13 protein-coding genes and 1 pseudogene are annotated in these 14,437 nt (G+C 42.0%); all 14 read right to left on the bottom strand.

The features are described 5' to 3' along the window. Positions 1-22: 22 nt before the first annotated feature. The 14 genes and pseudogenes from ACFVS1_RS02050 to ACFVS1_RS01985 all read right to left on the bottom strand — a co-directional run bounded on the left by ACFVS1_RS02050 (position 23) and on the right by ACFVS1_RS01985 (position 14,314). Positions 23-871, bottom strand: a complete 849-nt coding sequence (locus ACFVS1_RS02050) for a VOC family protein (RefSeq protein WP_352925337.1) — start codon at positions 869-871, stop codon at positions 23-25. Between the two features lie 4 nt (positions 872-875). Next, entirely contained in the window at positions 876-1,280 is a 405-nt protein-coding gene (locus ACFVS1_RS02045) for a DoxX family protein (protein ID WP_352925335.1), read from the bottom strand. Between the two features lie 501 nt (positions 1,281-1,781). After that, a complete protein-coding gene (locus ACFVS1_RS02040) occupies positions 1,782-1,943 on the bottom strand; it encodes a hypothetical protein (RefSeq protein ID WP_387544939.1) in 162 nt (53 codons plus the stop codon). A 268-nt stretch (positions 1,944-2,211) separates the two neighbouring features. Further along, positions 2,212-3,354 (bottom strand): mannitol-1-phosphate 5-dehydrogenase, encoded by a 1,143-nt coding sequence (locus tag ACFVS1_RS02035; protein WP_387544938.1) that lies wholly within the window; start codon positions 3,352-3,354, stop codon positions 2,212-2,214. 5 nt (positions 3,355-3,359) lie between these two features. After that, positions 3,360-5,450: a BglG family transcription antiterminator gene (locus tag ACFVS1_RS02030; protein ID WP_387544936.1), complete on the bottom strand. Its 2,091-nt coding sequence runs from the start codon at positions 5,448-5,450 to the stop codon at positions 3,360-3,362. An 86-nt stretch (positions 5,451-5,536) separates the two neighbouring features. Further along, on the bottom strand, positions 5,537-7,480 hold the full coding sequence (locus ACFVS1_RS02025; RefSeq protein WP_387544934.1) for a PTS mannitol transporter subunit IICBA: 1,944 nt from the start codon (positions 7,478-7,480) through the stop codon (positions 5,537-5,539). A gap of 203 nt (positions 7,481-7,683) precedes the next feature. Next, positions 7,684-8,976: a CitMHS family transporter gene (locus tag ACFVS1_RS02020; protein WP_352925320.1), complete on the bottom strand. Its 1,293-nt coding sequence runs from the start codon at positions 8,974-8,976 to the stop codon at positions 7,684-7,686. Between the two features lie 213 nt (positions 8,977-9,189). Then, the gene (locus ACFVS1_RS02015) at positions 9,190-9,552 is read right to left on the bottom strand and encodes a hypothetical protein (protein WP_387544932.1); all 363 of its coding nucleotides are present in this window, start codon (positions 9,550-9,552) and stop codon (positions 9,190-9,192) included. Between the two features lie 180 nt (positions 9,553-9,732). Beyond that, positions 9,733-10,053 carry a helix-turn-helix transcriptional regulator gene (locus ACFVS1_RS02010; RefSeq protein ID WP_387544931.1) on the bottom strand — a complete coding sequence of 107 codons (321 nt, stop codon included), beginning with the start codon at positions 10,051-10,053 and terminating at the stop codon, positions 9,733-9,735. Between the two features lie 133 nt (positions 10,054-10,186). Then, on the bottom strand, positions 10,187-10,876 hold the full coding sequence (locus ACFVS1_RS02005; protein WP_387544929.1) for a response regulator: 690 nt from the start codon (positions 10,874-10,876) through the stop codon (positions 10,187-10,189). Then, a complete protein-coding gene (locus ACFVS1_RS02000; RefSeq protein WP_387544927.1) occupies positions 10,870-12,465 on the bottom strand; it encodes an ATP-binding protein in 1,596 nt (531 codons plus the stop codon). The genes ACFVS1_RS02005 and ACFVS1_RS02000 overlap by 7 nt, the downstream gene beginning before the upstream one ends. A 252-nt stretch (positions 12,466-12,717) precedes the next feature. Beyond that, entirely contained in the window at positions 12,718-12,867 is a 150-nt protein-coding gene (locus ACFVS1_RS01995) for a hypothetical protein (RefSeq protein ID WP_352925315.1), read from the bottom strand. A gap of 25 nt (positions 12,868-12,892) precedes the next feature. Then, positions 12,893-13,314: pseudogene (locus tag ACFVS1_RS01990) on the bottom strand (collagen-like protein). 91 nt (positions 13,315-13,405) lie between these two features. Further along, on the bottom strand, positions 13,406-14,314 hold the full coding sequence (locus tag ACFVS1_RS01985; protein ID WP_387544926.1) for a DNA-3-methyladenine glycosylase family protein: 909 nt from the start codon (positions 14,312-14,314) through the stop codon (positions 13,406-13,408). Positions 14,315-14,437: the final 123 nt, after the last annotated feature.

The following is a 14,437-nucleotide window of genomic DNA, read 5'->3' as shown; positions in this document are numbered from 1 at the left end:
CCATTGCTTTCTGCTTTATAATTTAGACGACTAGATGAATCTCATTGCCTGATGGATCTGTTACAGCGAAAAACCCCTCTTTTTCCGTGACGACTGCCCCGATTCCTTTCAGTTGTTCCGTTACTTTTTTTCTCGCTTCTTCGTCTGCAAAAACGAGAGTATACCAGTTTAGCCCCACACTATTTTCCTTAGGAGCAGGGGCGCCAACACCATTCCAAGTGTTTAACCCGATGTGATGATGATATCCACCGGTTGAAGTAAAGAGCGCTCCTCCATATCGATTCACTACGCTAAACCCAAGACCTTGCATGTAAAACTCCTCCGTTTTACGTAAATCCGCTACATGCAGATGTATATGCCCCATTAAGGTACCTGCAGGCAGTTTGCTCCACTCACCATCGCTTTCTTTCAGAAGGTCATTCCCATCCAGCGGATCCGTGCCCATTGCTACTTCCCCATCGGCCCATCTCCAATCAGTGGATGGCCGATCAGAGTATACTTCAATGCCATTGCCATCCGGATCGGTAATGTACAGCGCTTCACTCACTTCATGATCCCCCGCTCCAAATGGATACTTCGTTTGAAGTAAATGGCGTAAAAAAATCGATAAGTCAGCACGACTTGGCAGCAAAAGGGCAAAGTGATATAAGCCCGTCGTCCGCCCTTCTTTCGGAATCACATCAGCAGGCTGCTCAAGTGTCAGCAACGGGGTTTTTCCGTCTGTCGTTAAAACAGCTTGCCGGTCGGTTTTCTTCAATACTTGAAGACCGATAATTTCCTGATAAAACTGAATGGCATTATTTAAATCCAATATGTTAATACTGACCTCGCCAACAAAGGTAATTGGTTTTTGATGAAAATTTTTATCCATATTGTCACTTCCCTTTTTTATTGAAAATCACTTGATCCAAAGAAAGAACCGTGCGGTTTGCACACGCTAGATAGACAGACATGGCAAGCAGTGCCAAGTCTAGTTCGTAGCCTGCCGCTTGCCCGTTTCCAAGAAAACCAGCAGGTAATTTAGCCGTGAAAATCGCCCCCGCCATAATGACCGCAAACAGCACGGAAACGATTCGTGTTCCCAAACCCAGTATAACCGCAAGTCCCCCGATTAATTCGATTCCTGCAACGATGTACGCCATGAAGCCAGGAATCCCAAGGCTATCGAAAAATCCCGCCGTATTTCCTATTCCCCCTTGAAACTTTGAAACGCCGTGAATGAAAAAAGTAAGACCTAATATTACCCTTAAAAAAACTTGACCTGCTTCATTTTTATTCATATATGAATTCTCCTTTTTGTTGGTTACTTTATGTAAGTAATTATATTTTAATAAGTTTATAATGTCAAGTAAGTTTATAGGAATATCTTTTTTTCCCTAAATAAAAACGAATTGCCGAAGCAACTCGTTCATTGCGATTAAAACTCAAATAAACACAGCCTCATTATTCAAACATCTAAATCAGTTCTTTTGTGTATAAATGGCGATCGCTGCAAAAAAGCCGTTCGTTTTCGAAAGAATCCACAATTACCCCCTCTAGTTCACATTCTTCCCCCCTCCCACTTGATCATTCGCAGACTCGGTGGAACAAGCAGTCAAAAGTAAGAATGCTAGACATACAATAAAAATCAACCTACATTTTCTGAACACGATTTATTTCCCCCATTACCTCAACTATTTTTATTGAACACTTCAAAATCGTATTAAATTACGATTTATAATGCAGCTTTGCTTTAATATCCTGACAAACGACGTAACGCATTGCCGAATGCTTATCCGGAATCAAACTATGTAATGCTCCTCGACGAGAGTAAACTCCAATTCACGAGTATTTGTGCCAAACTCACGAGTAAATGCTCCAAACTCACGAGTAAATGTGCCAAACTCACGAGTATTTGCTCTAAAGCCGTGAGTAACAGCACGAAATCTCGAAATAGCACCCAAAATTTTAAGTAAATGCACCTAACCTTTGATTTATTGCACTAATCCGCATTTTGTAAAACCTAATCTCATAAAAAAGCTCCTTTCAAACAAATCAAAATGATTACGATTTAAACCTCAAATAAATTCACTCGTCTTGGCTGTCTCCCATTATAAAACGTAATGATTACTGTTTATAAGGTTTTTTTGAATTTTAAAAATTATCGGATGCCAGTTCCATCTTTTTGGTTAAGAAAAACTCCTGAAAAAGGATTTCAGGAGTTCTCGGCTTTTATTTCAAGTTGTTGTAGTGGTTTATGACTTCTTTGGTTATTTCGCTATTTTCGTCCAATCCGCTAACTTCTTTAAGTGCGGTAGCTATACCGTGTTCTTTGATCATCGTTTGCATTTTTTGGGCTTCTTCATCTTCGTTAAAATCAAAGAGTAAAGCGGCGGCTATTGCTTTCGCCAGATTTGTATAGGAAAGTCCGGCTTTTTTAGCTTCTACGGCAGGGCGCACGAGACGGTCGTTTGGCCCGAGCTTACGAAGCGGAGAACGGCCGACTCTATTCACCGAGTCATTCAGGTAGGAGTTTTTAAATCGATTAATGATTTTTTCGATATACTGCTGATGCTCATCCGCATCCAAACCGTATTGCTTTATTAAATAAGCACCCGTTTCCCCCAGGGTTTTCTTGACTTGCTCTACAATGCCTGCGTCCTCCAATGATTGGTCAATCGTCGATTTTTTATTTTTGAGATAACCGAGGTAAGCAATGACGGCGTGTCCTGTATTAACGGTGAACAGTTTTCTCTCAATGAATGGAGCGAGTTCTTTTACAATGGTCATCCCTTCAACGGCAGGAATGCTTTCCTTCGTTTCAACGACCCATTCATAATAAGGTTCCACCAAGACATCGAGTGATCCTTCGTTATTTTGGATAGGAACGATGCGATCGACTGCTGAGTTAAAGAAGTAGACTTTATCGGCTAGTTGTTCTTTTGTATCTTGATCCAAGTTTTCTAGAATGTAGCCTTCTAAAAGGTCTGTTGCCGATATTTGGTTTTCACAAGCGATCACATATAGTTTTTCATCGGTTTCCTTCACCCTTGATGCTAACCCTTTTGCAATTAAAGGAGCGATATGAGGCAAAATATTGGGACCGATAGCAGTGGTGAGGTAGGTTGCTTCGGAAATTGCTTTTATGATTTCCTCTTCCTGCTTTAAACTGTTTAAACCCGAAACATTTTCTACTGTGACGGATTCTTGTTTATCAGTGGCCAGTTTGACTTGATATTGCTTTTTATCATTTAACTGGTCGATGATTTGATCAGCTATATCTACAAATGTCACATGATATCCAGATTGTGAAAAGAGCGCTCCGATAAAGCCTCTTCCAATGTTTCCTGCACCGAAATGTACTGCTTGTTTCATTACAATCATCCCTTTATCAAGTTAGTATATAAATAATCCAAAAATATGGCTTCCATTCTTCTGTTAATCATTTCTTCGTCCGAAGATGAAAAAATCATGATGGATTCATTGCTTTCAATTAAGCTTGAGCTTATTAAGCTGACGATTTCCTGCTGCTTCACACTCAATTCTTCAGGTGCCAGCATCAGCAGTAAATTTTTCATATGGACGTCATTTCCGTCCATACCTTTGACCAGAAAATATTCCTCCAGGTGGGCCACCTGGAATATCAGTTCTTTTACATTCTTGTGTCTCGTATGGAAAAGGCCCATTCCAGTGCCTGGAATGCCTAAACCGCCTTTTTTTTCCCGTTCCTTCAAGGATCCGACCACATCATCCGCATCAATTAGAAGTTGTTCCGCTTCTGCCATCCTGACCATTTCTTCAATGATTTCTGGATGTCCTTTCAGGTGCGGCAGCCGATAAAACCGAAAATTATCCATGATCGACTCGATGCTCTGCTGGGCATCTTTCAATTCCTGCAGCACTTCTTTCAATTCGCCATCCTCTTTTTTGGCGACGGTTTCCTTATGGGCTGAATGACTGCCATAACGCTTATTCTTCGTGAAGTTTTCGATATTCTTCCTTAAATAATTCCTGATGTTCAATATATTCTCTTCACTCAAAAGAGGGGATACAAGAATATAATCACTATCGATATACGGAAGCCGGACGGTAGAAATGATCACATCATAGTTTTTCAGGCTGCCCTGCTGTTGAATGTCTTTGATCGTCTTGATTTCTACGGTCTCGATTTCGATGATTTCTTTTTTGATTCGGCTTGCAAGCATCTTCGACGTGCCGATACCTGTCGGGCAAACGATGAGTGCCCTTATTGATATTTCTTCCTCCCGCAGCACTAATGCAGATCCGAAATGGAGGACGATGAAGGCTATTTCATCTTCAGGAAATTCTTTTATTTCTTTGAATTCCTTTTCCAGACTGGTCTTCACTGCCAAAAAGAGAACCGGATACTTTCGCTTAATATCTTCGGTTAAGGGGTTGTATAATCCCATTTCCTGTTTGATCCGGAAAAGCGATGGTTCCATATGGGCAAGGAGCCCTTGATACAATGGAAAATCCTTGGTCAAATCGATTTGCAGTCGTGCCGAAACATCTTTTATCAGGTTTCTTATCAGCTGGCCAAGCAACACACTATCATATGGAACGGCATCCGCCGCATGAAGCTTGGAGCCTTTAAGGATGGCTGCCAGGTAGCTTATATCATCAATGGTAAAAGAGACTTCCAGCATGGTGCTGAGTTCCTTGCCTATTTTATTCATGAGATTATTCTCATCGGAAAGTTCGCTTATTTTCATGAAGTCCTTCTCCAAAAAAAATTGGCTTTCATTCCTTTGCAGGGTTACATAAATATGTACAATTAACCCTATATACCCGCTATCCGCCAAACGAGAATGGACACTGTTAAAAGTGGAATACAGCACCCCATCGATAGCCAGAAGATATTCGGGATCGAAATAGTCGAGGATTTTCGCTTCTCGAAATTTCCCTTCTTGCAGCAAAAATAAACTTTCAATCAGCTCTTCATTAAAGAAGTGCAAGAAATAGGCTGCCTGGGCCTTCCGTTTATTTTCTTCGGTGCCGGCAAGCTCTATTCCGACTCCCCTTTTTCTCGTAATCACGATATTAAAATTCTTTAACCATTCAGTCAGTTCGTCCAAATAGGTTGTAAGAGTCGTAATGCTTATACCGAGATCCCCCGCAAGTACTTGAGTTTTATATGATTCTTCCTGCAGTATAGCTAAAAGGAGATGCAGCTTTCTTTCTTGTGGCGTTTGATCGATCGGATGATTGCCCATCAGGTGCTGTACAAGCCGAAAGACTTGTTCATTCTTCCCGTCGATGGACAGGCCCTCATGTGTATTGCGTGTTAAATGCAACTCAAATGATTGCAGGATTTTTTCTATGGACTTTAGATCACGTTGAACCGTCCGGACACTAACATTCAATTGTGTCGCAATGGATAAGGCTGTATGTTTTCCTGAAGTTTTTATGATCAATTCTATGATTGATTTTTCCCTTGAAGTAATATACATGCTACCAACTCATTTCTGGTGGAGTAACACGAGAAAATACTGAATAGAAAAGCGTAAAACGCTTTTCTATTCTTGGTTAAGTGTATTTAATTATTTTCGACTTTTATTATATCCATCAATTCCCTGGCTGATGTGGCTTTAACCATCTTTTCAATATTCTCCATCTCAGAGCAGGTAACTGCAATGCCAGATAGAATTTCAAGATGTGTCCCATCCTTGCCGGCAATACCGAATATCAATCTTGCCTTTTGGCCGTCAAAGTCGACACCATCAGGAATTTGTAAAACGGTAAATCCGGATTTAAGGACATCTTTCTTAGCTTCCTCGGTTCCGTGCGGAATGGCTACATCATTCCCCATATAGGTTGAAGTCAATTCATCACGGGCAATCATTGCTTCAATATAGCTTTCCTTAACGTAACCTGCATTAACCAAAGCTCTTCCCGCAAAGCGGATCGCTTCTTCCTTATTGGCGAACTGTTGATTAAGAAAAACGTTTTCTTCGCGAAGCAATTCATTATCATCTTGCTCATCCTCGTTAATGCCTGGCTCGATTGAATGTTCTCGAACACCGGGGACCTTCTCTTCAGCATCTTCGACGATCTCATGCAGCTCATCGGTGCCATCGTCCTGAAGCCTTGCAAGCAATGAATCGTATTCAGGGCTCGATAGGAAATTATCGACGGATACATGATAAGCATTCGGCACTTTATTCTGTGCTCTTGGTGTTAACTCTTCCTGTGTTATGACGATTTGTGCATCTGCAGGAATGTTTGAGATCGCCGTATTGGTAACAGTGATATTCAATCCGGCTTCCTTCACCTTCTTGCGAAGCAGCGAAGCTCCCATCGCACTTGATCCCATCCCAGCATCGCAGGCAAATATTATTTTGCTGACGCCTGATGGCATCGTACCCGGGTCTGAAGCGAATACATCGGCAAAAGAGCTTTTCTTGCCTTTCATTTCTTGCATTTTTTTCGCAGCATCTTCAATATTCTCTTCAGATTGCTTTCCTGTTTTCAGGATGAATGCACCGACGATGAATGAAACAAGGGCCGCTACGATCACGCCTGCAAAGTTAGCAATATATGCACCCGCATTATGCGGAGTTACCGCTGTAATGGCAAGAATGCTTCCTGGAGATGCGGGAGCGAACAATCCTCCGCCTAGTAGGACCAAAGTGAAAACTCCACTCATGCCTCCAAGAATGACAGCTAAGAATAACATCGGCTTCATTAAGATATAAGGGAAATAAATTTCATGGATCCCGCCGAAGAAATGAATGATGGCAGCTCCTGGCGCCGATTTCTTCGCCGTTCCCTTCCCAAAAAAGCAATAAGCAAGCAGTACGCCGATACCTGGTCCAGGATTCGATTCCAGAAGGAACAGGATTGAAGCCCCTGTTTGTTTAACTTGCTCCACACCTATTGGTGATAGTACACCATGATTGATGGCATTATTCAAGAACAATACCTTGGCAGGCTCGATCAGGATACTGGTCAACGGCAGTAAACCTGTACCGACAAGCCAATCGACTCCTGCTACAAGCCAGCCTGTAAATACGTCTACAGCAGGCCCGATGGCCAAGAAGGATAGAATGGACAATAAGCCGCCAATTATCCCCGCTGAGAAATTATTAACAAGCATTTCAAAGCCGGCTTTTATTTTTCCTTCAATCAATTGATCGAATTTCTTGATGACATATCCGCCGAACGGTCCCATTATCATGGCGCCAAGGAACATCGGGATATCAGATCCGACGATGACGCCCATTGTCGCAATGGCACCGACTACGCCGCCACGGTGGTCATGGATTAGCTTACCACCTGTATACCCAATTAAAAGCGGCAATAAAAAAGTAACCATAGGTGTTACCATTTTGGCAAGGCTTTCATTTGGCAGGAAACCAGATGGAATGAATAGGGCAGTGATTAGCCCCCATGCTATGAAAGCTGATATATTCGGCATGACCATTGAACTTAGAAAGTTACCGAACTTTTGAACTGCAACTTTTATATTAAAGTGAGCCATTTCGCACTCTTCCCTTCATATTAATATAGTTTCCTTTAATTTTAAGGTACGTACCTTCCGCATTCAATAAAAGTAAAAGCTAACTTTGTCGCGAAAGAGAAGACAAACATAATGTATCTCACTTTTCCAGATTTATTCAGTGCTTGATAAAGACAACAAAAAAAGTCCCGTTCGCAACTTGACGAACGGGACTCTTTAGGGCTTTATAGCGGGATGATTCCCAATAGGACACATACCACTATCATGACAAGCGTCGATCCGCATGCCCATTTCAGGAAGGTACGCTGCAATGCACCGAAATCTTCCCCTACCATTCCAACCAATAGATAGGTAGATGGAACAAGCGGGCTTAATAGATGGACGGGCAACCCTAATAATGAAGCTCTGCCGATCAGGGCAGGGTCAATTCCATAAGCAGCTCCCGCTTTAGCAAGCAATGGGAGCACACCATAATAAAATGCGTCATTAGACATGAAGAACGTAAAAGGTGCTGAGATGACGGCAGTGATGACAGCAAAATGTGCGCCCATTTGATCTGGGATATGCTGAATCAAAGAGTTGGCCATGGCATCAACCATTTCCGTACCGGCAAGGATTCCAGTGAAGACACCTGCAGCAAAAATCATTGAAATGACAGATAAAGCATTGTCCGCATAGTTTGCCACACGCTCTTTCTGATCACTGAGTTTCGGATAATTAACCGTAATGGCAATGGCGAAACCTACCATGAACAGAACCGCTGAAGGCATAAGTTCCATAATCAGCGCAACCAGCAGTGTAAGAGTCAATGCGTAATTGAATATGATCAATTTAGGACGCTTAAGATAAGCATCTTCCGTTGCAGCCGCGTGCTGTGCCACAGCACGATAGTCAACTTCAATGATTCCAATTCTCTTTCTTTCTTTTTTACCCAGGCAATATGCCATGAAAAGGACGAATAGAACTCCGCCAATCATCGCAGGAATGACAGGGGTGAAAACATCGGACATTTCAAGTTTTAAAGCGGTCATCACCCGTGCTGTAGGGCCTCCCCAAGGAAGTAGATTCATGACTCCAGATGACGAAACAGCAATACCGGCCAATACTAGCGGTCTCATTCCAATCCGTTTATATAACGGAAGCATGGCTGAAATCGTTATCATATATGTAGTCGTACCATCTCCATCCAAGGAAATCAGCAAGGCCAGGACTGCCGTGCCGATGGCAATTTTCACCGGATCTCCTTTTACGACCTTAAGGATCGTATGGATGATCGGGTCAAAAACGCCAGCATCGATTAAAATGCCAAAGAAAAGGATTGCAAATAAAATCATGATTCCTGTTGGCGCGACGTCTTTGATCCCTTCCAGCGCCATCTCACCCATTTTACCGCCAAACCCGCCAATAAGTGCAAAGGCACTTGGTACGGCAATCAAAGCTATCATGGCTGAAAGTCGCCCTGTCATAATTAAAATCATAAACACTACTATCATCAAGTATCCTAATAAAGCGAGCATATCTATCACTCCTATCTTCTAATTAAGATAAAGTGTATATGAAACCGCTTCATTTGTAAGCGTTCTCAATTTATTGTGTTTTAAAACTATTTTGTTAATTGTGTTCATTGTGTTCACGGAAGCATTTTTTCGAGGCTGAACCGGCGCCACTCCCCGGGTTGAATGGCGGTCTTTTAAGGAAATGAGCGATTATTAAGCAAACAATCCGCGCATTTAATCTTCAAATGATAAATTTGCCGGTCCATCCAAAAGGTCACAACCGTAATCTATATTGGTCGTTGGTGTATCTGTACTGACTTCCTCGAATTCCAGTTCATCGATCCATACTTGGCCACGCCCTGAAAGAAGGACCCCGAATGAAATGATGGCACTGTTTTCGGGTACATCCAAGACAATATAATAATGGTTCCATTCCGTATCGTTAACGACGGGCCGATTCCCCATATTGTCGAAATGCAAAACATCATGAAGGGCATTATCCACCCTCATCCATAAACCACAAAATCCATCAACATCTCGTGACTTAAAAAAACCCGACAGTGCCAAGGGATTTTTCGCCTTGAATTGCTGCATCATCGTTGCAAATCCCTCCTTGGATTCCTTAGTGAAGGATTTCAGGAAACCTGATGCCTGGCCTTTATGGAATGTCTCCCGGTCAATTCCCATTTTATAATTGAATGGATGACTCCCGCTTAAATTCTATCCTTTTAATAATTGTCCGTTTTCATCGTCATTTCCTCCTTTTGCAAAGTTAGTTTACTTACGAGTTTCTTGCCCTGGCGGCAGGTCATAATATTTCTTAAATGAACGAGTAAAGGATTCTTGTGTTTCAAAGCAGTAATAGAAAGCAATGTCGATTATTTTTTCATCAGTATCAAGCAGCATGTTTGCTGCATTGGCGATCCTTCGATATCGAATATATTCAGATACGGTCACACCAACCTCCTTGTGAAAAATACGATGATAATGAAACTTCGAAAAACCTGCGAATCGTGCGATGTTCTCTAAAGACAATTCATCTTGTAAGCTATTCTCTATATATTCAATCGTTTTTTGGATGATGGGGCTGTATCTCATTTCCGAACCTCCTTAAGAAAAGGATAACAGAAAAAAATATCGTTTTTTTGACATATATTGCTTTTTTTATCTTCTTATAAAACATGCATGCATAAAAAAAACACCTCCAATCTTGAAGGTGTTTCATTTAATTCTATTGAATTTTATAATATCTTCGCTCAGGTCTCCCCACTACCCCGTATACGACTTCCGCTTTACATTTCTTAACGGATATCAAGTATTCCAGATAGCGTCTCGCGGTTGTCCTGGAAGCTCCGATCTGTCCGCTCACTTGCTCAGCCGACAAACCGATATCGCTTGCTTCGAGTACCTCGATCACTTTCGCCAAAGTGATTTCGTCGACCCCTTTCGGCAAGGACGGGCCATCTTTCGTTTCCGAAGCAGAAGAACCCTTTTTCAAAATGAGGTCAACAAAATCCTGATCTATTTCTTGTTTGGATTTCATCAGGTGAACTTTCTTCAGATACTCTTCGATAACTTGGTTGAAACGCTTCATTTCCACTGGTTTAATTAAATAATTCTCTACACCATAGTGAAGTGCCTTTTCAAGTAGTTCTTTATCCGTTGCCGCGGTAATCATGATGATATCCACATTCGGAAATTTTTGCCGTATGTCCGGAAGGAGGTCCGTACCAAGCTGATCTGGCATATAAACATCAAGCAAAAGCAGATCCGGGCTTTTTTGTTCCATGATCCGAAGCGTTTTTTTGGCATTGACAGCTTTTCCGACCACTTCTATTTCATCAAAGTTTTTCAGGAATTTTTCATGGATATCCGCTACACGAAAATCATCTTCTGCGATGACTGCTCTTATCTTCAGCATTCTTCCCCTCCTCTCTGTTCTTTAGGAAGATACACAGTGAATATGGTGTTGCCATCCTCGCTGTGGACTTCGATGATGCCGCCTAGCTCTTTTACGACATGATCAGCATTCGAAAGCCCATAACCACTTGGACTTCCGCTGTTTTTCGAAGTGAAACCCCGATCGAAAATATGGGCAATCGCATCCTCTGGTATTCCTTTTCCGTTATCACTCACTTCAAATACCATATCATTTCCGATATCTGTGGCGAAAAATTTCACGAGCGGCTCTTCCATGCTTGAAACCGCTTCTAGTGCATTATCGATTATATTGCCTAGAATCAATGTTAGTTGAGACAATTTTATATGATCAGGCAGTTTCTCTAGGTAACTTTGTGCGTCTATTTCAAAAAAGATCTTCTTCTCCGATGCTTTCCCTATCTTGCCTAGTAACAAGGCTTGTACCTTCGTATCCTTTATCTGTTCGAACACGACACGGTTCAGGGAATGCAATTCTGATGTTTCGCTTTGAATCATTTCTATTGCTTCTTCGTATTCCCCTAATTGTATCAATCCTGAAAGGACGTATAGTTTATTGGTGAATTCATGGGTTTGTGCCCTTAAATCCTCTGAATGCATCTTCACTTCAGATAATGTGTTGACCATTTCCTCAATTTCCGTTCGATCACGGAACGAAGCAACAACACCGCTTACCCCTTCACTATCGAAGATTGGCGTACAATTAACAATGATGGATTTGTCTTTCCATGAAATCTCCTTATCCATTTGCGGTTCACCGGACTTCAGCACTTCGAATAAATATTTCGAAGGAAATAGTCCGTCCACGTTCAAATGGCGAACGGACTCTTTAATATCCAGCAATTTTTTCGCCGGCTGATTCATCGAGGTAATCAGCCCATTTTGGTCAATGGCCAGAATACCTTCTTTCACCGATTGAAGCACTGCATTTTTTTCTTTATATAAATTGGCGATTTCAAATGGTTCCAGCCCCAGTGTATCTTTACGGATGCTTCTTGCCAGCATATAACTGCCAATGATCGATATCATGATGGCCACTAAAGATACAACCATCTCTTTGGACAAATCCTTGAAAATTTGGGCGCGGACATCGTCCACTAAAAAACCGACGGAGACGATTCCAATTATTTTTCCATCCTCATTGAATACCGGTGACTTCCCCCGAATGGAAAGACCGAGTGATCCTGCCGCTTCGGAGACATAATATTCGCCTTCCCGAAGGGCCCTGCTATTATCCCCGCCTTCCATCCGCTTCCCAATTTCGGAAACCAGCGGATGGGAATAGCGAATTCCCTCTGCATTCCCTACAACGATGAACTCAGCACCTGTTTCCCTGCGGATCTTTTCGACAATCGGCTGAATTATGCCAGCGGGATCATCCGTTTCAAAGGCCTCTGTAACGGTAGGCATGAAGCTAATCGTCTTTGAAAGTTCTAACGCCAATTGACCTTTATCCTTAGCTATTTGTCTTCCTTCCATATAAGAAAAACTAGTCGTCAATAAAAGAATCAAAAACAGGCTCAACGATAAGACTAACCCGAGAATCTTGGTTTCCAGCGATACTTTCCTCATATTCAACAGCATCCTCTATTTTCATTTACATTCACTAAATTTTATAGGAGCATAATGATTTTACCATTTCTATAAAATATTGAACATTGTTGGACGTTTATTTCGCCACATTCAAAAATGATAAGATACAAGCAACAAAAAAGGGAGTGCGAAATGAATTCCTTGAATCCTTTTCAAATAATTTATATGACAACATCCCCCTTTCGCTGATTGCACTATCGGTTTATTTAACAGTTTCTTATTTAAGTTGCTTTACACCTTGTATCTCCTTTCCCCAGTCGGAATGTTGACCGCTTTAGGGCGACGATCCACAGTGGGCATTTCTATTAATGATATTTTTCTTTTGGATAGTGCTGCTTCTATTGGAAGAAAGCAAAACAAGCTGAAACATAAAATGCTCAAAGGAACATCTCCTTTGAGCATTTTTTCAAAAACAGCTAAATGAATTGATTTGTCTTGTATCGATGCCAAAAATCGTCCAGAACCTGCCATTCCACCTGAAGCCGGCAACAGAACGCGGACCGACGAAAATGGGGGGTAATACCAGAAACGTGAACCATTGTTTAGCCATATAAAAGTATTCCTGAACAGACAATACGAAATCGCACCTGGATCTACGGCAAATGTTGAAGCCGATTGCTGTTGGGGGATAAACGCTGGCGGGGGTGCTGTTGGCGCTTGCGAACCCGGCGGTGGTCCTGGCTGCCCTGGAAATTGAGGCGCACCGGGAAAACCTGGTTGACCTGGAAAATCCGGTGATCCTGGGATGCCCGGAAAGCCGGATAGACCGGGAAACTGCCGTTCTAGAAAAACTTGATCTTCATAATGACATGTTGGGTACATATACATGGTCATTCACCACTCAAGGTGTTTGGGCTGGAAATGCAGTTTATCGCCGAATAGAGATATATCGACGTAATCTACTGTTTTATACACGAAGTCAATATAGCACTCTCCATAAATAGAAGGTCGCATAGGATTCCCAATCGGCCCACGCTTCCGATAGTTTCAGGATTTCCGCTTTCATTGGTTTTGCTTCCGTTTCCATGACCAGTTTCAAGGAATTATGCAGCCCAACGTCATCGATGGGAAAGGCTGCTGGAAAACGCAAACAGCGCATCAAGACATAGTTCGCTGTCCACGGCCCGATCCCCCGTATTTTGGTCAGCATCTTTTCAGCCTCTTTTACATCCTTTGCATTTAACAGCTTTTCTTTAGTAAGTTCCCCTTCTGCAATCAGTTGAGCTACACCGATTAAATATTCACACTTCTTCACCGTCATCCTCAAATCGGTAAAATCTTCGACCGTCAATTTCGCGATCACCTCAGGCGCCGGAAACAGCCAATATTGCTTTCCTTCGAATTCGACATATTCACCAAATCCCTCCACAAGCCTCCGTTTCAAGGTATAGGCATAGGTCAAGTTAATCTGCTGTCCAAGTATTCCCCAGGCAATCGCTTCAAATAAATCCGGGATGCCCATATTTCTCAATCCGTAGAATTGGCTTACCGGTTTGTGCAATATAGGGTCATTTTGGGCCAGCTCATAAAAAGGAAGCAGGTTTGTCTCAAGGTCGAACCAATGACGAACGTATTGGGAAACAGCATCCCTTACCTGATTATCCATCGGTGCAGTTCGTCCTGGAAACCGAATGGACAGCTCCGTTTCATTCATCGCACTGATTTCCACTAGGAGTGTCTCGTTTTCGACAACAAGTGCTCGATAAATTTTTTGATCAACAATATCGAACAAACATTCATTGGAAGATCTTGATAAATATTTAAGATTTTCCGAAAAACTAAACTCCTTTGGTGCATGAATTCTCAATTCAATCATGCCTTCATCCATTGATAATGTCCTCCTTTGTCCTATTCTCTTTATTCTAATGAAAAATGGATACGTTATCTTGCGCTTTCATTTAACTCCCTTATTTTAACATTACGTTATCTTGCTTTTATATTATCAATATGT

Source organism: Peribacillus sp. NPDC058075 (genome assembly GCF_042885195.1).
In the GTDB taxonomy this organism is placed as follows: Bacteria; Bacillota; Bacilli; order Bacillales; family DSM-1321; genus Peribacillus.
This window is presented reverse-complemented; position numbering and strand designations above follow the sequence as displayed.